This window comes from Sulfurimonas sp. hsl 1-7 (assembly GCF_030577135.1).
GTDB lineage: Bacteria > Campylobacterota > Campylobacteria > Campylobacterales > Sulfurimonadaceae > Sulfurimonas > Sulfurimonas microaerophilus.
On sequence record NZ_JAUIRR010000003.1, the window covers coordinates 413,265 to 433,821 of the forward strand.

Consider the following 20,557-nt stretch of genomic DNA (forward strand, 5'->3'; position numbering starts at 1 on the left):
TTGAAAATAGTACATAGTTTATATAACTTCTATCATGCTCAATTAAAAAAAAGAAAATCGTTAAAAATACTTAGCGACATGAAAGAACATCAACTAAAAAACTATGCCCTATATTGTGAGAACCCTTTTACAATTATTCAATCAGAAAAAATTTTTGATTACTCATTTAAAGATCTAAACTATAGTACGAACAAAACAGTGATACAACATAGAACTAATTACATTCGGGCACAGTCAATTATAAAAACTCAACTCATGTATGGTACTGATGCTAATCAAGGTGCACACTTTGAACATCTAAAGGGAAGCCTTAATCATGCTGACCGTTCCAGTGTAATTATTTTTTTTGAATGGAAAGGTGAGCAAAACAATGTACCATCTTTTCATAAAGCTAAAAAGGATATTTTATTTCATGTAAGTGTATACGACCATACTCCAATAGGAGAAAAAGGTGTAGGCTATTGGGAATCAAGAATATATCCATATACATCAGATGGTCTCACAATAATAGGATTAGCTTCAGAAAATGAACCTAAAAATCTTTTACTATTTAAGAATCCTATCAAAGTTTCAATTGTAACAGAAGATGAATTTTTCTCTAGACATAGATTTAACAAGTATATTCATTAGAGATTTATAAATTGTTTAATTAACTTTTTATAAGTGAGCAGAGGTCTATTTTAAGTTCATTAGCTATTCTATATAATTGTTCAAGACTGAAATGTTTATTCTCTATACATTTTTCAGCTTTACTCACTACAGAAACAGACGTATACCCAAGTCTTTGTGATAATTCTAATTGTGTAATCCCTTTTTCTTCTCTAGCTTTTTTAACATTAAAACCTATTTGTTTATGAAATGCTATTAAAGAAGTATCTGTAATTTTTTGAGGCATAAATCACCCTAGTGAATTTTTGCTTAAGTTTAATTTGTTAAAATTTTTCTATCAACTCACTAGGGTGAAGTAAAATGTTTTTAAAAAAGAAAATGATTGATATGAATGAATATTCTCAAAAAGAATTACAGGTTTTAGTGGATAATTATATTAAAGAATATCATGGGAATAGACATAAAAATAAAATTTTTAAAGAACTGAATAAAGTTGATGATTATTTAGTACAGATGAGAAATGCTGGGTTAAGTTTAGAAAAAATTAGAGAATTTTTGATTGAATTTTATAATTATAAAGTAGGTATGAACACTATTTCTGATTATTTTAAAACTTTTCACCCAATAAACTCTCAATAATTCTTTTATACCTTTATAAGAGAATATTCTTTTAAAAAGTCATTTAGTAGTTTTTGCTCTTTTGTATATAAAGCTGACATTTCAGCATTATAACTATGAATATCATCTCTATTGATCTCACTCATAAAATCTTCGTCGTGATCTGCTAAATAATCAAATACTGTATACATAGCATTAAAAACTGTTTTTTCAACATTATGTTGATATTCTTCTTTTATAATTGAATTCATCACTCTGGGAAAATCATTTAATATTGAGTATGCTCTAAAGAAGTGTGTAGGATAATCTTTAGTTTTAATATCAAAAAATCCAAACTTATAATGAGTTAAATATATAATATATACAATTAACTTTATTAAACTTTCGAATGTTTGTAACTCATCCTTTTTTTTATCAATGACAAATTTAAGTAATAAGTCCCATAAAGATTTCGCTAAAAAAACACTTGAATATCGATCTGCATTTAATTCTAATAAATGTCGAAATACATCTGGTTTATCTTTCAATCCACTCGGTAGTTCACACATAGAGAAGAAAGTAATTGGCGATTTTTCATCTATAGTAGCATTATATGAAAATTCTAAATGTCCATCTATTATATGACCATATTCATGGCCACCAAAATAGTAAATTGTAAATAAAATCCAAAATGCCATAATATCATTTTTATCTCCAAGATATTGTAACTCTTCTTCTAAAAAGTCTATATCCCATCCACATGTTTCCATGGCAAACTGAATTAAACCACGGTTTAAAAGAATAACATACTCAGAATCATCTAATTTTCTCGAATGTGCATTAATATCATTATCTTCTACAACAAAGATTTGTATATTTATATTTTTGAACAAAGAACTTTTTAATAAGTTTTCTCTAATATATTTTAAACATCTAGAGTATGTCTCTATTTCAAAATCTTCTGAATAAATATCTTCTTCTATTGACTCTCCATGTATTACAAATAGTGTCCGAAGCTTATTAGTCATTTATAGTTCATCCTGCATTCAAAATATGAATTCGTTTTTTAATAAATTGAATCCATATAAAATTTCAGAAAGTTTATAGTCAACTTGATTAAGATATATTGAAAACGAACATTACTTTAATTTGTTCACAAATTCTGGTAACAAATTTTTATTTTTATACTCTTGATAAGTATCCATCAAATAATCTATAGCTTTTTCATTATCACTTATTATCTCATTTAGTTCATCATACTGTATCTTACTTGCATATTGTATGGCTTTAATAGTTAACATTTTCATGGCGTATTGGTCTTGTTCAACCCCTAACTGTCTTGCATCATATACATTTTCTAAATAAGCTAGATTAGAATCTAACTGATTCGATGTAAATACCCTTTCATCTATTAAACTTTTTTTCGACTTGCAATTCTCTTCAACTTTATTAATAATTTCATGCCAACCCATAATTTCTTCTACAAGCATTTCAATATTAGCTACTCTTGCACTATTTGAATAGTTTTTAGCTTTCTCTTCTTCTAATTCTTTACTCTCTCTATAGAATCTTGCAAATGCTAAATTAGCTTGATGTGCAACTCCTTTAGCAAATATCTCGCCTGTAATCAAATGGGGGCACAAACTACATTTATTTTCTCGTCCTGGTGGACATTCTACAGCTGGGCAAATTCCATGTATCATTGGCTTATAAAAAAGTGGGTCTTTAGTTAAGGCTATCATTGTTCCTAATTCATAATCTTTTGAGTCTGTTGAATTTCTATGAAGTGAAAATAGTTTATGCTCTTTTAGTACTTGTTCTAACTTGCTACTGTCATTTTCATCATATGCTTGGGATAATTCATCTTTTGCATAACTATTTAATTTATCTACAGATGATTTAAGCTTTTTTTCTAAAGACTTCTTCTCTAATTTAATATAAACTCTTATCATAGTATTAACATCTGTATGTCCACTTAATAAAGATACTAAATGCAATGAAAAACCTGCATCAATATACCTAGTGATTCCTGTAACTCGAATACTATGAATATCATATGCTACTCTAATTTTTTGTTTCATATACTCATCAGAAACTTTATCTATTTCCTCATAAGTTGTAAAAAAATTCTTTCTGGCTTTATTTTTTTCACCATCTCGCAACCAAGCTACTTTGGGTAAATACTCAATTTCACCTTTTTCATATTTTTGATTCAATTCCATTTGATAAATACATAATACTTTTTTGTGATAGGATGCGTGAACCCCTTTGTCCATAGGTCTATTGGAACCATGTAATAGCATCAAGGGTATAATATTTTCCCAAGGTGTATTTTTATCTCGGTTATATACTACAGGTTTTAAATGTGGGAAGTACTCCTTATGCCATTTTAAAAAAGGCTCAAAAATATTAAGGTCTTCCCATACATTAGGTATCTCTTGTAATTGTTTACGGTTTACATTTTTATCTGTATTAATCACAAAAGATTGTATATGCCCATAATGATCGTAAACAAAAGATTTGTCTCTACATAAATTCCGAATTTGAGCACCTCTTAAAGGTATAAATAGGTGCATTAAATACATAATTGGTAACACAGGATAGACATTCTTATGTGGCCACCAACTTAAATCAGCTTTTTCTGGATCCCAATATGAATTTCTCTGTGGAGGTCTATCTTTAACTATCTCAACTAATGCTTTTAACATATCTTCAGGCATTGCATTTCGAAAAGATTTCGTATTTTGCATGCTTTTTATTTTTGGAGTATTTTTCTTTGCTTTTTTTGTATAGATATGTAAATATTCTAAGAATCTAGCTGTTAATGATATTATGTCAGCTTTTGTACTGTTAGCAACTGATAATGACTCTACATAATTTTTAATGTAATTTTTATTTTGAAAATCGAAAATTATATCTACCAACTCTTCATCTAATTCTTCATATGGATAATATCTAATTAGATATTTTAAAAAGTGTGAAAAACAGGTTACATATACTTTTATAGTAGCAATAGCTAGACCATCAACTTCGTACATATACTTCATAAATTCTTGAGCATTTATTTTCGTTTGGACTAAACTAGGATATGTCTCATAGCTAATAAAATCAAATAACTGATCATATTCCAATTCTATGACATCTGGAACATATTCATTTTTTTGCTGAATAAGTAGTTCTTGTGGATGAAGGATATCTTCTCTCCCCTGCTCTATTAGAAAATATCGAAGTTCTCTACTCATTTTTAAAGTGGCTTTTTTCTTACTGTCTGCACCTTGATAATATTTTGAAATAAAATCATATATATTTACGATTGATTCTTCTGAAACTGCATTTACGGAATTCCAACTTGTTGCTGTTATAAGATAAGACATAGTATTATATTTGTCTTTTTGGGAGAACTTCAGCTTTTTTTCGAGTAAATCAACTAACTCATTGTTCTGAATAAATGTATTCCAACCCTTTTTTCTAATATAGCCTTCAACATGAAATGTTGCAGGGAATAAAAGATGTTTTCTATCCCATTCATATATCAAAAATTTATCTATTATTTGAGAAATCGTATATTTATTAGTAAATTTTTGTTTAGTTTTTGTATACAAAAAATCAATGAAAAACTTGTAATCAGCTTTTGCCAAATATTGATATGTTTGGTCACTCAAATATTCTACGTCGAAAACTTTGAACTCATTATTTTTCATTCCTAAAAACTCTTGTAAAGGAACTTCTAAATGAAAAAACAGTTTACTACCTGGAGTATATTGTTCAACTGTCTTAAATTTCTTACCTATAAAATTTTGATTAAATGTACATAGGAATAAATCACAAAAATCCAGCCAATTATCTAAAAAATTTTCTACTGCATCTTTTCTAATAACAAAGTTATTTGAGCAGTTAACACTTGGTATATAATCTACATATTCAATCCCATAATTCACAGAGTATCCTTTACAATCCCCAGCTTGTGAAGTATCATTCCATCTAATAATAAAGTATCATATATCGATAGTTTTAAACTACTCGTATTACTATCGATATATGTTATATTTTCCAATAACAACGTGTTGACTATATCTTTTAGTGCATGCTTGAAGAGATGCCCCTCTTCATCAATATTTATACCTTGCAAAATAGTTTTTTGCTCCATAAATTCTTGTTCTTGATAATCTTGTTGTTTATCTTTTAAAATTTTGTTTTCATCTTTTAATAAACTATACTTAACTCTTAATGAAGCTAATTGAATTCTAATATCGGCTTCAGAATAATCTTTTAATGTAGTATGCGTGTTTATATTTTTATAATGTGAAGCTTCATCAACCAATCCTCTATAAATCTCATTTTTTGAAATTGCACTAGGTGTTAATCCTTTTTGCTTTTTGGATACATCTGCTAAATCGAATGTCACCCGTGATACTGAAGATTGATTTACAATTCCCCCTAAACCTTGAATATGTTTAATAGCATCTTTAATCAACTCAATAGATATCTCTTTTTGTGATTGTTGATATTTACTTGCATTACTCACTGTTCACCCTCACTCTCTATTTCTTTATTTGAAAAAACACTTTTTGCAGCCTTTGATAATTCTAGTTTAATGGTCTCACTTGTTACATTGAAATACCTCATTGTGGATGATAAAGCCCTATGTCCCATTGCTTCCTGTGTATATACTATAAGTGAATCATCATTGGTATTAATATAATGTTCGGCCATTACAACACCAAACATATGTCTCAAAGAGTGTAAATCTAATTTTTCTAATATTAAATACTTTGGATACTTTTTCAATAAAATTTTGATGTGTTTTTTGAATGATTTAGATATATTGCTTTTCCTCAACCTATTACCTGTATTAGTTATAAAGAAAAATGGATGCCTAGGTACTCTTCTATGTTCTTGAACATACTGTTTACTTTGATAATGCCGAAAAAAACTTTCAAAAAATATCTTTTTATATTTAACTGGGTCTAACCAATATAATGCGGAGTAATTAGTTGGTATTGGATATTTAAATTGTAGATCTGGTGCACAATGAGGCTTCGTTACAGTTGTATCTATTCTATATTCATCAAGTAACCATTTTCTTCTAGATTTACCATATATATCTTGCGTATCAGACTGTGGAGAAATCAACCAGACATCTTGATTTTCAAAGTCTATGTCATTTGTCGTTAGATTAAGGGTCTGTCCTATCCTTGCACTACAAATAGCACATAAAATATATATCATTTTTTCCCTATCACTAGCCAGTTCTAATAGCTCGTCAAAAAGTTCAAAAGGGAATGCTTTTATTTCAAAACTATCAACTATTTTATATGGCTTAACCAGATCCATTCTTGCACCAAAAGTCTCAAGGTAATTTTTTGACTTTTTTATTTGTATTCCAGAGAGAAAACTGTTTGCACTTTTATGTCTCTCATATAAATAGTTTATGTATTTTTCATTATATATAAGATCATTTTCTTCTGTAAATTGAAAATAAGATTTAATACCTGCTATTTCTTTATTTATGGTGGATTTTTTCTTTGGCTTTGAACTAGATACTACGACTCTAATTTCATCTTTAAAATCTGTATCGAACTTCTTTACTTGAATTTCATAACCATTCAAAAGACTTTTTCGATAATTTGCCAAGTAAAATTTAAAATCATTATTATCAGGCTTTACATAGAGACTATATAACCAAAATTTTTCCATGCTAGACATAAAACTTGAGATGGTATTATGAGTAACATTCCTTATCTCTTTTAGCCAAATGGACCATTCATAAGAATCCATTAAATCTATCACTTCATTATTATATACGGTAGATATGATATAACCGTTATGATACGACAACAACACGTTAATTCCTTGTATTAATATGTTGAAGTTTAGCTATAAAAACTCATCCTGTAAAAAAAGTACACATTTTGTGTAGTTTTAATTTCATAGTATCTTAGAATGTAGTTTATTTGACTATTTCTTTTTATTTAACTATTATTTTTTTAATTTATTTAGGAAAAATTCATAACTTCATAATATATTAGTACATCTCTGAGGGAGCTAACAAAAAGGTGATTCTCTTAGGTGGGAATTTGTACTCATTACTTAAAAGTGCCGACTTGATCCGCTCTTTTGCCTCCGTAATAGCAGTAGAAGCAAGTCCTACGATCGAAAAAGACGGAAGTCCTTTTGTTAAAGTACACTCCACATCAACAACTCTAGCCTCTATCCCTTCTAACGTTGCACAAGATATCTTTTTCATTCTAAAACCTTTGAAAATTTCAACTATCTTAACAACTTCCTACCACTCTTTTTAGTTTTATTGCAAAATGAAATATTTTACTATTGCTTTGTTGTAAAAAAAGGTGTAATATGCGTAACTTTATACATAGAGGGTTTATTTGATCCAAATTAGTGAAAATATCTTTTTAGATAAGCATATCTTTGAGCTTGATATTCCTACAGCATTTCTTCCAAGTCCTTACAAACAATTTCCATTTTTAGTAATCAAAAATTTTCTAAAATTACATGAATTACCTCTTTTTGTAAATGATATCTACGAGGATGAGGATGCTGAAATTGCAAAAGTAAAATCTGAAGTTATTTTAGGTGTAGTTGAACCAAAAGTTGTCAAAAAATATAGAGATACAAAAATATACACTATAAGCGAATATCTCAACAATCTCTACCATCTGAGATTTCAAGAATATCAGTCGCAAATTGAGGACTATTTCAATATAGCGATCACCCTTTCTACCGAATTACAGGCCTTGGAGTATAAAAAAGGGGGCTTTTATGTACAACATGCCGATGATTCAAATGCCATCGTCGATGAAAATAAGAATATTATAGCTTACCATCCCGTTGCACCCCAAAGAAAAATAACAACCGTTTTGTTTGCGACATCTTATAGCGAGAATCCAGATAATAAACATTCATTTAAAGGTGGTGAATTGGTATTTAACTTTTTAAAAGATAAGGATGGAAAAACGATAGAGTTTAAAGCTGATGCGGGAGATATGATCATATTTCCAAGTAATCCATACTTTTCACATGAAGTAAAAGAGGTAGAAGCGGGTTATAGACTAACGTTAGTACAATGGCATAATGCCATTCTCAACTAACAGCTTTTATTTCCCTTTACGCTCTTTTTGTAGTCTTTTATACTCTTTTTCAAATTTTTTACGTCTAGAGTATGAGAGTTTATCTATAAAGAGTATCCCCTCTAAGTGATCCATCTCATGTTGAATAGCAATGGCTAAAAGTCCATCAGCTTCAAGTGACTTAGTGTTTCCATGACGATCTTGATAGTTAATCTTGATCGTTTCGTGGCGTTTTACATCTTCATAAAATTGAGGGACACTTAAACACCCCTCCTGATAAGTTGTTTCACCATCTGTTTCAATTACAACAGGGTTGATAATCTCAATCAGATTTTCATCCGGCTGGTTACCCTCTTCATCAGGAATATTAAGGATCAATACACGCACAGGATGTGCTACTTGAATCGCGGCTAAACCTATACCATTTGTTTCGATCATCATAGGATACATAGCATCTAGGAGAGTATGAAGTGTTTCATCAAAACACTCAACCTCTATAGATTTCTCACGTAATCTTTTATCTGGATACTCAACAATAGTTAAATTCATTTTTCCCCTATCTTAATGACACCGCGTAGTCAGTCTTTTTATCTTCATAGGCTTTGGCAATACCATCTAAAGCAGAAACCACTATCTCTTCAACAGAGTAATTACTGTCAATGTTTGTAATCCCTATAGATATTTTTAACTGTATTTCACGATCCGCCAAAAAGAAGTTAGAGTTTGAAACAAGTTCACTTAAACGGATAGCTGCACGTTTTGCATTGTCTAAGTCTGTATGTTTTAAAAGCATAGAGAATACTCCGCCGCCGTAATGAGCAACAATATCGCTACGTCTTGATGTTTTTAACAATAGTCTTGCTATAGTTCTCGTCATAAGTACGATAGCTTTATCGTTTTTAACGCTCTTTTTCAAAGTACCGTCTAGTTCGATCATCATTAAAGAACTTTTGTGTTTAAACTCAGTAATTAAACTTATCTCTTGCTCTATTTTAGTTAATAGATAACGTTTGTTATATACACCAAACTTATTATCAAAGATAGTCTCATTCTCTACAGTTTTAACAATTGTAGCCGTCTCGTCGTAGATATCTTTCATCTTAGAACTTTGAGTTTTTAGGATAGAGTTGAGTTTTGACACATCACCCTCTAATACACCTATCACACTAAGTGCTTCTTTTGCATCAGGGCTTGATGAAAGTTCCTCTTTTCTTTTTTCAAGTATCTTATTCATTAATGCCATATTTTTGTATAAGTTGGCAGTCACTCCTAAAATACTCTTAATAGACAAAAATCCCTGCTTTAGATTTTGTTCTAAAGCGATAGTATTTTCATCATCATTACTCTCTTCTAGTTCTAACATAGAATGTATCTGACGTCTGAGGTTTTCACTTTTATCTTCTAAAAGTCTGTCAAAATAAAGTGAAAAATTATTTGGCGTCGGTGGTAGATTATCTGCGATAAGTGATGCTAAGACCTCTTTTGCATAGATCTCAACATCGCTTGATGGATTATCAATATCGAAGGGTTGTACTGCAGGCATCTCCTCAGTATTAGTTTCAGGTTCATCTAGATTTCTTCTAGCTTTTTTTCTCAGTGTGCCCGACATGACAGCCCCCTATTCTCTCTCACTTTTAGTTAGTACTTCATCGATCATACCATACTCTTTTGCTTCTTTAGCACTCATAAAGTTATCACGATCAGTATCTTTTTCAACAGTTGTGATTTTTTGCCCCGTATTTTTGGCTAAAATCTCATTTAACTCTTTTTTCATACGTAAAATCTCTTTAGCTTGGATCTCAATATCAGTTGCCTGACCTTGAGCACCGCCTAGAGGTTGATGGATCATAATTCTAGCATGTGGAAGAGCATAACGCTTCCCTTTTTCACCAGAACTTAATAAAAAAGCACCCATTGATGCAGCTTGACCTATACAGATTGTTACTACATTCGGGCGGATATAATTCATAGTATCATATATAGCCATACCAGCAGTAACAACACCGCCCGGTGAATTGATATAAAAGTAGATATCTTTTTCCGGATCTTCCGCCTCTAGAAAAAGTAGTTGCGCTACAATTGTTGAAGAAACAGCATCGTTTACTTCACCGCTTAACATAACGATTCTATCTTTTAATAAACGTGAATAGATATCATAACTTCTCTCTCCACGACCGGTTTTTTCTATTACGTATGGTATATAGCTCATATTACTCTTCTATTTTTTTATTTAATAAAGTTGTTAAAACTCTATCTTCTACCATTGACATTTGTACTGCAGGTAAGTATCCAGCTTCTTTATATTGCTCATATACTTTTTGTGGATCTTGACCCATTTGCATAGCTTCAAAGTAGATAGTTTGCATTAACTCTTGCTCATTTACAGAAACACCCATATCTTGTGCTAAAGCATCGATGATAAATGTAGCTTTTACACTTCTTTTTGCTTCGTCACGGAAAGTTTCACGAAGTTCTGTTAATTTGTCAGCGTTTTCACGAAGCTCTTTAATCTCATCTTCGCTCATAGTTCTTGCTTTGTTGTTAAGAGCCATATCAATCTCTTGCTCAACAACGAAATCTGGAAGCTCGAAATCTAAAGAATCAACAAGTTTTTCTAAAAGTTTTGGTTTTAACTCTTCATTGTAAAGTTTCCCTAAACCTTCTTGTTCCATAGCTTTTTTAACTTCTGAAGTCAGTTTTTCTAAGTTAGCTTCTTCATCACCTGGAAGGAATTTTTTTGCTAGTTCATCATCAATTTCAACTTCACCTTTTACTTTAATGTCGTTTACTTTTACTTTGAACATTACAGGTTTACCAGCAAGTTTATCTGAACCGTAATTTTCCGGGAAAGTTACGTTAATCTCAACTTCTTCATCACGTTTAACACCGATAAGTTGATCTTCAAAACCTGGAATAAATTGACCGCTACCAAGTAATAGTTCGTGACCTTGTGCAGCACCACCTTCAAAAGCTTCACCATCAAGGAAACCTTCAAAATCGATAACAGCAGTATCACCCTCTTTCATTTTACGGTTACGTTTTACACTCTCTAAAGGTGCTTGACCTTCTGCTAACTCTTTGATTCTAGCTGTAACGTCTTTATCTGTAATTTCCGGCTTTTTAAAGTCAGGTGTACAAGAATCAACATCACCAAGCTCAATAACTGGACGCATAGCAACTTTGATAGCTACTTCAATTTTATCATCAGATTTATCAAACTTAGAAATTGTAGGTTCACCGATAAGCTCTTCATTTTTAACACCAAGCTCATCTAAACCTTGGTTAAGTACTTGACGTAAAGATTCAGACTCAGCATCTTCTACAAGTTTTTGCCCGTATTGTTGTTTGATAACTGCTACAGGTACTTTCCCTTTTCTAAAACCCTGAACGTTAGCAGTCTTAGATAATTGCTTTGCTATTTTCTCAACATTAGCATTTACCTCATCAGTAGAGATAGTGGCTGTGATCTCAGCATTAGCACTATTAATTTTGTTTGATTTGATATCCATCAATTTCCTTTGCACTATTATATTATTTTGGGCAATCATACCAAAAATGTACTTTTATTACGATTAATTTTTACACAAATGCGTTTTAAGGTTCAATATCAGGAGCCATAAAACCCCTATATCTATCACCACATCGGCAAAATTAAATACGGCAAAATCAAATCCACAGTGCCAATACACCATATCGACAACCCCGCCATGAATAAACCTGTCATAGATATTTGAGATAGCCCCGCCGATAATTATCCCTGTTGGAAACGCATAACATAGCTTTTTGAGATAAATTATATATCCAAATACCCCTATTACTAAAACCAACTGAATATATTTAAGATACTCACCTAATGATGCAAACATCGAAAATGCCACACCTTTGTTATACACTAATATAAAATCTATACATTCAGTGTAGTAACGAAAACCTTCTACAAAAAGCGTTTTAATATTTTGATCAACTATAAATATTCCCGCAATACTAAAAAGGAGAATTGCCCATAATCTTATTTGCAAATTTTTATCCATTTAACGCTTTTTGAAAGAATGTTACAAGTTCATCCATTCGTTTCTCCATCAATTTTGCGTCACTTGCTTCTAATAATACACGTAGTTTATTTTCCGTTCCGCTGTATCTAATAAGATGACGGATATTTTCACCCTCTAAATCTTTTAACAGCTTTTCTAAACCCTCGATCTGCTCTAAAGGTCTCTTCTCTTTAACATTTAAATTAACGAGTTTTTGCGGATGAAGCTCAAACGGGCGTAATATTTCCGATGCTTTTTTCCCTTTTGAGAGAATAAGTGCAAGTACTTGGAGTGCCGAGACAAGGCCATCTCCTGTTTTGGCAAAGTCATTCATGATCACGTGACCACTCTGCTCCCCACCAAAGTTAATACCCTCTTTTTTCATAATCTCCAAAACATTTTTATCACCGACGTTTGAGCGTAATAGTTTAAGACCATGCTCTTGCATAAAATCGTCCAAGGCACCGTTACTCATAACAGTAGCAACAATACCCCCACCTTTTAAACACGATTTTTCATTTAAAAAGAGTCCTAATGCACCTAGCAGTTGATCACCGTCAACCGTTTCTCCCTCTTCATCAACTATTACAAGTCTGTCTGCATCGCCGTCTAAAGCTATCCCCAGATCAGCTCTGTATTTGATCACATTGTATTTTAGATCTTTTGTATGTAAAGCTCCACAATCTTCATTAATGTTATAGCCGTTAGGCTCATTATGTAGAACTACAACTTCAGCACCAAGCTCTTCAAGTACTGTAGGCCCTACTTTATATGCTGCACCGTTAGCAGTGTCAAGAACTATTCTCATCCCTTGAAGTGTCAACTCTACAGGAAAAGAGTTTTTAAGTTGAACAATATAACGCCCAACTACATCATCTATTCTTTTTGCTTTTCCGATCTCTTTTCCTGTAACTTGAGCCTCTTTTATCTTTTCATCGTTAAAATATATATCTTCTATCTTTTTTTCTACTTCTTCAGGAAATTTATCTCCACGGGCATCAAAAAACTTAATACCGTTATCTTCAAATGAATTATGGGAAGCCGAGATCATAATTCCGGCATCACAGCGCATATTTTCCGTAATGAATGCAATAGCAGGTGTCGGCATAGGACCGATTTGAATAACATCGTATCCGATAGCTGTCAATCCGCATACGATCGCATTTTCGATCATATATCCGCTTTTACGTGTATCTTTACCAACCAAGATCTTATTTGTAACCGATTTCTCTTTTAAGTAAATACCTGCTGCCATAGCAACACGCATTGCCACTTCGGCACTTAAAAACCCGCCGGCTTCGCCACGTACACCATCTGTTCCAAATAATTTCATCATCTATAATCCTAGTTCTAATTACTTTTTTACCATTATATCTGTTAGTTTGTTAGATTTCAAAGTTTAAAAAAACTGTTTTTTTTCAATTTTAAAATCGCTATTTTTGGTAAAGTAAGATATTTTAACACCACTTAACTTAATTTTAATTATTTTTAAGGTAAAATTTCGCACTTAAATTCCCAAGAAGGATAAAACAAATGGCAAATCACAAGTCATCAGTTAAGAGAATTCGCCAAACTATCGTTCGTGCTGAACGTAATCGTTTTTACAGAACTCGTCTTAAAAATATCGTTAAAGATGTTCGTGCTGCAATTGATGCAGGGAACAAAGAAGAAGCTGCTACTGCATTAAAAGTAGCTAACCAACAAATTCATAAATTTGTGAGCAAAGGTATTCTTAAAAAAGAAACTGCTGCTAGAAAAGTAAGCCGTCTACACAAAGCTGTAAACGCTCTGTAAGGCTAACTCCATATGTTAGCAGATAAACTTACTCCGTTTATCAATCGCTATAATGAACTTAGCAACCTGCTAAGTTCACCTGATATCACTTCTGACATCAAAAAGATGACAGAACTTTCAAAAGAGCAATCTTCACTTTCACCAATCGTTGAAAAAGCAAAAGAGTATCAAGCACTTGTTCAAGAGATCGCAGATTCTAAAGAGATGTTAGCTGATCCAGAAATGGCTGAAATGGCAAAAGAGGAACTTCGTGAATTAGAACCTCAAGTACCTGTTTTAGAAGATGAGATCAAAATGCTTATGCTTCCTAAAGATCCAAATGATGATAGAAATATTATTATAGAACTACGAGCCGGTGCCGGTGGAGATGAAGCTGCTATCTTTGTTGGAGATATGTTTGATGCATATACTCGTTACGCTGAACTTAAAGGTTGGAAGATCGAGATTATGAACACATCTGCTTCTGAAGCGGGTGGATACAAAGAGGTAGTTGCACTTATTAAAGGTGAACAGGTTTATAGTAGATTGAAGTATGAAGGTGGAACACACCGTGTTCAACGTGTTCCGGCAACAGAATCACAGGGTCGTGTACATACATCGGCAATTACAGTAGCAATTATGCCTGAAGTTGATGATGTTGAGATTCAGATCAATGAAAACGATCTAAAAATCGATGTTATGCGCTCAAGTGGTTGTGGTGGTCAGTCTGTAAATACAACAGACTCCGCTGTTCGTATCACTCACTTACCGAGTGGTATAGTGGTAACCAATCAGGACCAAAAATCTCAGCATAAAAATAAAGAAAAGGCTATGAAAGTACTTAAGTCTAGACTTTATGAGCTAGAGATGCAGGCACAACAGTCTGAAAATGCGGCTGAACGTGCTGCACAAGTCGGTACTGGAGATAGAAGTGGACGAATTCGTACATACAACTATCCTCAAAACCGTATAAGTGATCACAGAATCAACTTAACGCTTTACAGATTAAATGAGATTATGGGTGGTGGTCTTTTTGATGAGATTATCGATCCGCTAATCGCAGATACTCAAGCTAAAATTGTTGAAGCAGCTGGGCTTTAAGCCTCAGCTCTTCATATTCTCACTACTTTAAATTTCCCAATTAGTTTCGAATGTTTTTTTCACTTTACCTTTAAAAGTGATAGTTTTCCCGTTAAAACCTAAATATAAAGTATCTTTACTTGTAGGGTATACTTCAATATTATTTTGTACTTTTTCTTCTAAAAAAGCTCTGTAAAAACATGCTGACATACCAGTACCGCAAGCTAAAGTTTCATCTTCAACACCACGCTCGTACGTTCTTACATTCAAGTTACCATCTTCAGTAATACTACAAATATTTACATTTGCATTATAAATGTATCTAAGCTCTCTAGCTTCTTCAATATCAAACTCTTCTACATCATCTTGCAGGCATACTAAATGGGGTACACCGGTATTGATAAGCCACCAAAGTTTTCCATTGTACTCTATTGCTTGATCAATAATTTCAGGGGGTGTTAATTCACTTAAAACCATCCCAGATTTTTCACTATTGTCACTTACTTCAGCATTGATTACACCTGCACCGGTTAAGAAACTCATTTTTTGTGGAGCTAAATCATTATTGTAAGCATAGTGTGCACATGCACGACTTCCATTACCGCACATATCAGCATGGCTTCCGTCAGAATTATAAAACTCCCATTCAAAATCATACTGTTCATGAGGTACTACTACGATCAAACCGTCAGCACCTATTCCGTCTTGACGATGGCATAACTCTTTCGCCAACTCATTTCGCTCTTTTTTAGAATCATCGTGAAAGATTACAAAATCGTTTCCATTTGCACTATATTTAGCTATACGCATTGATCCCTCTCCTATTTATTGTATATCTTTTTAATCTTTTCTACAAAAAGTTCCACTTCATTTTGTAGATGTTTGAGATCTTTTGAGTTATCAATCACCCAAGTAGCACGTTTTTTCTTCTCTTCAATCGGAAGTTGAGATGCTATTCTTCTACGTGATTCCTCTTCGCTAAAACCGTTACGTTTCATAAAACGCTCTAACTGAATATCACTCGGAGTGTATACTACAACACTATCTTTAATGTCATAATTATTATTTTCAAAAAAGAGGGGGATGTCAATTAGATATGGGAACTCAAAACTATCTTGTTTTTCACTCTGTTTTTCTATTTCAGCTTTGATCTTTGGATGTAAAAACTCTTCAAGCTTTTTTTTAGCCTCAGGAGTTGCAAATATATAAGCACCAAGTTTTGCTCGGTCTACTTTATTTACACCTTTGATATACTCTTCACCAAAAGTCTCTTTAACCCACTCAGATGATGCGTCAAGTATCTTATGAGAAATAGTATCGGCATCTATCACTCTCATACCATTTAATGCTAGTAGAGATGCTACAGTACTCTTTCCGGTAGCGATCCCTCCAGTTAAAGCGATGGCATACTCAAATGCCATTAGTTTTTGATAATCCCTAAGTATTCTTTACGGATGTAGTTCCCCATTGCAAATGCAGCAGGATGTACATCAGAATTATAAAAGTCTAAATTGTCTAACATATCTGCACGGTGTAAAATAATATCTGCAGTTGGATGGTATGCTTTTGAAGCTAAAAGTGCAGTTTCACATATTCCAAGGTTATATGGCATAATAATCTTTGCATATTTCCCTAAGATCTCCATCATCTGTTTATTTGCATCTACATCATCTAAAGACGGGTGTTTGCTTACAAGTAAACCTTCTTCGTTTAAAACGCGGTTATAGTGTGCTAATACTGCAGCATCACTCTCAAGCTCAGAAATCACAACATCGTATGCATTATCTGCAGCATCTCTTAAAAGATTGATATTTGTAGAGATCACATCACAGTCGATCCCCTCATGTTTCTCGATCTCACCAACCATACCGCTTGCATTATCACTGATAATTAAAACTTTTTTTGGCTCTTTGTGCGTACACAGTGGTACATGTACCATCATTTCATTATAGATAAATTCTTTCATACTCATTATTCCTTTTTACATATAAACTTATAAACTAATGATAAATAAGGGGCTCAGAACGAAGTGAGGATTCACCCCCGTTTTATTATTAGTTTATAAGTCCTTTAAACCCACCGCGATTTTATCTACTTTTGGATTAATTTTACTTAATATTGATATAATTACAAAATATTTAAGCTAAAGGTATAAAATGGACTTAAACAAAATTAGAAAATTTTGCAGAGTGTTTCGCATAGTTGTTGGACTAGCTCTAATTATTACAGGTGTTATTCTAGATAATGCATGGTTCTATTTAGGTGTACTTCCTCTTCTTGCAGGACTTACAAATTTCTGTCCCCTTTGTATCATTTCAAAAAAATGTGATTTACCACAAGAGAAGCAGGAATAATTATGAGCCAAATTTCTTATAAAGACGCAGGTGTAGATATAGATGCTGGAAACAGCTTTGTTGAAAATATTAAACCATTAGTAAAAGCTACTAAAGTTGATGGTGTAATTGGTGGCATTGGTTCATTTGCCGGTGCATTTGAACTGCCTAAAGGGTTTAATGAGCCTGTAATGCTTGCAGCAACTGATGGTGTAGGTACAAAACTAAAGTTAGCAATCGATAGTGGCATTCACAATACTGTAGGTATTGACTTAGTTGCTATGTGTGTAAACGATCTTATTTGTAACTTCGGTACACCGTCATTTTTCTTAGACTACTATGCGACAGGTAAACTTGATGTAGAAATAGCTACAAATGTTGTTGCTGGTATTGCTGAGGGTTGTAAACAGAGTGAATGTGCTTTGATCGGCGGTGAAACTGCTGAGATGCCTGGTATGTATTCTGAAGATGATTATGACTTAGCTGGTTTCGCCGTTGGTGTAGCTGAGAAATCTGAAATGGATAGAGTAAGTCTTGTAAAAGCTGGACATAAACTGATCGCATTACCATCATCTGGTTTACATTCAAATGGATTTAGCTTAGCTAGAAAAGTACTATTTGAAAAAATGGGTATGAAGTTTGAAGATGACTTCAATGGAAAACCGTTAATTGAAACTCTTTTAACACCGACAAATATCTACGTTAAAACATTTAAAGCTCTTAAAAATGAGATCGTAGCTATGGCTCACATCACTGGTGGTGGAATTGTCGAAAACCTTCCACGTGTACTTCCTGAGAATTTAATGGCAGAAGTACAAGAAAATGCTGTTAAAGTATTGCCAATCTTTGAACTTATGTCTGAACACGTTGCACGTGACGAGATGTTTAGAGCATTCAATATGGGTGTTGGTATGATACTTGTTGTTGAAGAATCTAACGTTGAAAAAGTTCTTGCTACTGCTGAAGGTTCTTACCTTGTAGGTGAGATCAAAGAGGGTCCAAGAGAAGCTAAACTCGTATAATTAATAGAAAAACCTTTTAAAAGGTTTTTCTAACTCCCTATTTCCTTTTCCTACTCTAACTATTAATTCCATTACTTTTATCGATCTAAAATATATTTACTATATCTCATCTAAGTTCTTATTACTATTTTATTTATTATGATTAATTTTGTTTTCAATTGAAAAGAGAAAAGAGTGTCACCCAAAAGGGTGACATAAAGAAAGGAGAATTTCTTTTGCTAGCTTATATTAGAAAGCGAAGTTAACTTGTGCACTTACACCAGTTTGGCTATGTTTAGTCTCGATTGTTCCACCTAAAGTATTAGTAATGTTAGCTGTTTGACTAACTTCTGGAGCATATGTATATGCTAAATCAACTGATGTAGTTTTACTAAAGTTGTATGTTCCACCAATAGCATAATGAGATTCAACAATTCCTGGGAATCCTAATAAGTTCATAATATCTAATGTATCCCCATAATTACCTCCAGCAGCACCTATAGCACCACCTACAGCCATTGGATTTGTTTGGTCACTGATTGGACTTTTTGAATAATTATAACCTAATCTTACTGCCCAAGCATCAGTTGCGTATTCATAACCAACTGCAACTACATTTTGATCATCCCATTGAAAGTCTTTATAACCTTTAGCATCTGACCATTTAATTTGTTTATAATCTACTGCAATAGTGTGCTCACCCATAGCATATGAAATACCAACACCCATCTCTGCTGGAGTAGATAATTTGTCTGATCCATTTGGATTACCAGTGAAATCTTCTATTGCATTGCTAATTTGCCCTTTATATTCCATCTCAATCTCAGATTTATATACAGCACCAATTGTTAAACCAGCAACTTCATATGCTAAACCTACGTTATATCCAAATGATAAATCTTGTGCAACACCTTGTGTTGACACATTTACACCCATTGCTGATGCATCATACATAATATCTAATGCACCGTATTGTAAAATTGGTGTAACTGCTACGCTAAAGTTATCCATTTTATATGCTAGTGGAACACCGAATTGCATAATTTGAAGATTTGTAACCATATTAAAGTTAGTTGCTGGAGCTGTAGCATCTCTATAATCAACACCCATACCAGCAGTACCCCAAATACCTATACCTGCATAAAATTATCAGTAATTTTAGAAGCAATCGATACTTCAGGAATAACATTCATATCAGCTGCACTATCAGGAGCACCAGCACCACCAATGTTAGTATTAACATCAGGCATAAATAATGTACCACCAAAAGAAACCTCAGTATTTTTTACAGAAGTGATTAAAGCAGGATTTGTTAATGCAGATTCTGCACCATGAGTCATACCAATACCAGTACCAGCCATACCACGCGATTTTGCACCCATTCCAATTAAAGTAGAACCATTTGTTGCGAATGCAGATGTTGCACCTAAAGCTAAAGCAGCTACTACTGCTAATTTGATTGTTTTTTTCATTTTCTCCCCTTAAGAGCTTTTAAATATTGAAACAAAGATTTGTTTCGATTGCAGTCATTATATGTGATAAAATTTTAACTAAACCTTAATGGAAAGATTCATATTATTATAAAAAATTATATTTATCCTCTAAGTTCATACCTAATATTTGAAATAGTGTATATTTTTATAATGATATATTATTATTAGTACTAAAAAAGGGTAGATATTAAACAATTTAATAGAATTTATCAAAAAAATAAAAAAGTTACTTATAATATATATTTGTGATAATTTTTTAATAATGTGCATTTTTGTAACATTATTATCACAAAAAACATATATATGTAGTAATATTCAAATCAAATCTAATAAAAAAAATCAAAAATGTAAGTAGATGTAATAAAAAAGAAGAAGTAAAATAAGTTTGATAATAAATTGTATAATGATAGTGATAGTAAATTAAATGATTGAATGATAAAAAGAAGGTTGAATAATTTGATCGAACTAGGCAGCGACCTACATTCCCACACCCGTGGGGTGCAGTATTATCAGCGATGAGAGGCTTAGCTTCTGGGTTCGGAATGGGACCAG

General features: G+C 32.5%; 24 protein-coding genes and 1 rRNA gene. 7 read left to right on the forward strand and 18 right to left on the reverse strand.

Annotated elements, in window-relative coordinates:
• Complete coding sequence (locus QWY88_RS08670) at nt 1-630, forward strand: hypothetical protein (RefSeq protein WP_304545994.1); 630 nt, start codon at nt 1-3, stop codon at nt 628-630.
• Between the two features lie 19 nt (nt 631-649).
• On the opposite strand, the gene QWY88_RS08675 is transcribed toward QWY88_RS08670, so the two are convergent.
• Nucleotides 650-895 (reverse strand): helix-turn-helix domain-containing protein, encoded by a 246-nt coding sequence (locus QWY88_RS08675; RefSeq protein ID WP_304545995.1) that lies wholly within the window; start codon nt 893-895, stop codon nt 650-652.
• A gap of 74 nt (nt 896-969) precedes the next feature.
• On the opposite strand from QWY88_RS08675, the gene QWY88_RS08680 reads away from it, so the two are divergent.
• Nucleotides 970-1,248 carry a hypothetical protein gene (locus QWY88_RS08680; RefSeq protein WP_304545996.1) on the forward strand — a complete coding sequence of 93 codons (279 nt, stop codon included), beginning with the start codon at nt 970-972 and terminating at the stop codon, nt 1,246-1,248.
• A gap of 5 nt (nt 1,249-1,253) precedes the next feature.
• Here the strand turns inward: QWY88_RS08680 and QWY88_RS08685 are convergent, their stop codons facing one another.
• The 5 genes from QWY88_RS08685 to QWY88_RS08705 form a co-directional block, all read right to left on the reverse strand.
• Complete coding sequence (locus QWY88_RS08685) at nt 1,254-2,234, reverse strand: M48 family metalloprotease (RefSeq protein ID WP_304545997.1); 981 nt, start codon at nt 2,232-2,234, stop codon at nt 1,254-1,256.
• Nucleotides 2,235-2,345: 111 nt separating this feature from the next.
• The gene (locus QWY88_RS08690) at nt 2,346-5,144 is read right to left on the reverse strand and encodes a site-specific integrase (RefSeq protein ID WP_304545998.1); all 2,799 of its coding nucleotides are present in this window, start codon (nt 5,142-5,144) and stop codon (nt 2,346-2,348) included.
• Entirely contained in the window at nt 5,141-5,731 is a 591-nt protein-coding gene (locus tag QWY88_RS08695) for a hypothetical protein (protein ID WP_304545999.1), read from the reverse strand. Before QWY88_RS08695 ends, QWY88_RS08690 begins: the two co-directional genes overlap by 4 nt.
• Nucleotides 5,728-6,996 (reverse strand): tyrosine-type recombinase/integrase, encoded by a 1,269-nt coding sequence (locus tag QWY88_RS08700; RefSeq protein WP_304546000.1) that lies wholly within the window; start codon nt 6,994-6,996, stop codon nt 5,728-5,730. The genes QWY88_RS08695 and QWY88_RS08700 overlap by 4 nt, the downstream gene beginning before the upstream one ends.
• A gap of 235 nt (nt 6,997-7,231) precedes the next feature.
• Nucleotides 7,232-7,453, reverse strand: a complete 222-nt coding sequence (locus QWY88_RS08705; protein WP_304546001.1) for a magnesium chelatase domain-containing protein — start codon at nt 7,451-7,453, stop codon at nt 7,232-7,234.
• A gap of 139 nt (nt 7,454-7,592) precedes the next feature.
• Between QWY88_RS08705 and QWY88_RS08710 the strand changes: the two genes are divergently transcribed.
• On the forward strand, nt 7,593-8,315 hold the full coding sequence (locus QWY88_RS08710; protein WP_304546002.1) for a 2OG-Fe(II) oxygenase: 723 nt from the start codon (nt 7,593-7,595) through the stop codon (nt 8,313-8,315).
• 6 nt (nt 8,316-8,321) lie between these two features.
• On the opposite strand, the gene def is transcribed toward QWY88_RS08710, so the two are convergent.
• The 6 genes from def to glmM form a co-directional block, all read right to left on the reverse strand.
• Nucleotides 8,322-8,843: a peptide deformylase gene (def, locus tag QWY88_RS08715; protein WP_304546003.1), complete on the reverse strand. Its 522-nt coding sequence runs from the start codon at nt 8,841-8,843 to the stop codon at nt 8,322-8,324.
• Nucleotides 8,844-8,850: 7 nt separating this feature from the next.
• Nucleotides 8,851-9,903 (reverse strand): GGDEF domain-containing protein, encoded by a 1,053-nt coding sequence (locus QWY88_RS08720; protein WP_304546004.1) that lies wholly within the window; start codon nt 9,901-9,903, stop codon nt 8,851-8,853.
• Nucleotides 9,904-9,912: 9 nt separating this feature from the next.
• Nucleotides 9,913-10,503, reverse strand: a complete 591-nt coding sequence (clpP, locus tag QWY88_RS08725; protein ID WP_304546005.1) for an ATP-dependent Clp endopeptidase proteolytic subunit ClpP — start codon at nt 10,501-10,503, stop codon at nt 9,913-9,915.
• A gap of 1 nt (nt 10,504) precedes the next feature.
• Nucleotides 10,505-11,803 carry a trigger factor gene (tig, locus tag QWY88_RS08730; protein ID WP_304546006.1) on the reverse strand — a complete coding sequence of 433 codons (1,299 nt, stop codon included), beginning with the start codon at nt 11,801-11,803 and terminating at the stop codon, nt 10,505-10,507.
• A 63-nt stretch (nt 11,804-11,866) separates the two neighbouring features.
• Nucleotides 11,867-12,307, reverse strand: a complete 441-nt coding sequence (gene lspA, locus QWY88_RS08735) for a signal peptidase II (RefSeq protein WP_369811225.1) — start codon at nt 12,305-12,307, stop codon at nt 11,867-11,869.
• Nucleotides 12,308-12,317: 10 nt separating this feature from the next.
• A complete protein-coding gene (gene glmM, locus QWY88_RS08740) occupies nt 12,318-13,658 on the reverse strand; it encodes a phosphoglucosamine mutase (RefSeq protein WP_304546024.1) in 1,341 nt (446 codons plus the stop codon).
• A 200-nt stretch (nt 13,659-13,858) separates the two neighbouring features.
• Here glmM and rpsT point away from each other — a divergent pair, with 200 nt between their 5' ends.
• Together rpsT and prfA are read left to right on the forward strand one after the other, a co-directional pair.
• On the forward strand, nt 13,859-14,119 hold the full coding sequence (gene rpsT / locus QWY88_RS08745) for a 30S ribosomal protein S20 (RefSeq protein WP_304546008.1): 261 nt from the start codon (nt 13,859-13,861) through the stop codon (nt 14,117-14,119).
• Nucleotides 14,120-14,131: 12 nt separating this feature from the next.
• A complete protein-coding gene (gene prfA / locus QWY88_RS08750; RefSeq protein WP_304546009.1) occupies nt 14,132-15,199 on the forward strand; it encodes a peptide chain release factor 1 in 1,068 nt (355 codons plus the stop codon).
• A gap of 27 nt (nt 15,200-15,226) precedes the next feature.
• On the opposite strand, the gene dapF is transcribed toward prfA, so the two are convergent.
• Genes dapF through QWY88_RS08765 form a run of 3 tightly spaced genes read right to left on the reverse strand, consistent with a single transcriptional unit; the run spans nt 15,227 to nt 17,144 of the window.
• Nucleotides 15,227-15,988: a diaminopimelate epimerase gene (dapF, locus tag QWY88_RS08755; RefSeq protein ID WP_304546010.1), complete on the reverse strand. Its 762-nt coding sequence runs from the start codon at nt 15,986-15,988 to the stop codon at nt 15,227-15,229.
• An 11-nt stretch (nt 15,989-15,999) separates the two neighbouring features.
• On the reverse strand, nt 16,000-16,599 hold the full coding sequence (gene coaE / locus QWY88_RS08760) for a dephospho-CoA kinase (protein ID WP_304546011.1): 600 nt from the start codon (nt 16,597-16,599) through the stop codon (nt 16,000-16,002).
• Entirely contained in the window at nt 16,599-17,144 is a 546-nt protein-coding gene (locus QWY88_RS08765) for a spermine/spermidine synthase domain-containing protein (protein ID WP_304546012.1), read from the reverse strand. The genes coaE and QWY88_RS08765 overlap by 1 nt, the downstream gene beginning before the upstream one ends.
• Nucleotides 17,145-17,334: 190 nt before the next feature.
• Here QWY88_RS08765 and QWY88_RS08770 point away from each other — a divergent pair, with 190 nt between their 5' ends.
• Complete coding sequence (locus QWY88_RS08770) at nt 17,335-17,532, forward strand: YgaP family membrane protein (RefSeq protein WP_304546013.1); 198 nt, start codon at nt 17,335-17,337, stop codon at nt 17,530-17,532.
• Nucleotides 17,533-17,534: 2 nt separating this feature from the next.
• On the forward strand, nt 17,535-18,533 hold the full coding sequence (gene purM / locus QWY88_RS08775; protein WP_304546014.1) for a phosphoribosylformylglycinamidine cyclo-ligase: 999 nt from the start codon (nt 17,535-17,537) through the stop codon (nt 18,531-18,533).
• Nucleotides 18,534-18,761: 228 nt separating this feature from the next.
• Here the strand turns inward: purM and QWY88_RS08780 are convergent, their stop codons facing one another.
• The 3 genes from QWY88_RS08780 to rrf form a co-directional block, all read right to left on the reverse strand.
• Nucleotides 18,762-19,622 (reverse strand): OmpP1/FadL family transporter, encoded by an 861-nt coding sequence (locus QWY88_RS08780; protein ID WP_304546015.1) that lies wholly within the window; start codon nt 19,620-19,622, stop codon nt 18,762-18,764.
• 20 nt (nt 19,623-19,642) lie between these two features.
• Nucleotides 19,643-19,984 (reverse strand): hypothetical protein, encoded by a 342-nt coding sequence (locus tag QWY88_RS08785; protein ID WP_304546016.1) that lies wholly within the window; start codon nt 19,982-19,984, stop codon nt 19,643-19,645.
• A gap of 485 nt (nt 19,985-20,469) precedes the next feature.
• Nucleotides 20,470-20,557: ribosomal RNA gene (gene rrf / locus QWY88_RS08790) — 5S ribosomal RNA — on the reverse strand; the annotation flags it as partial.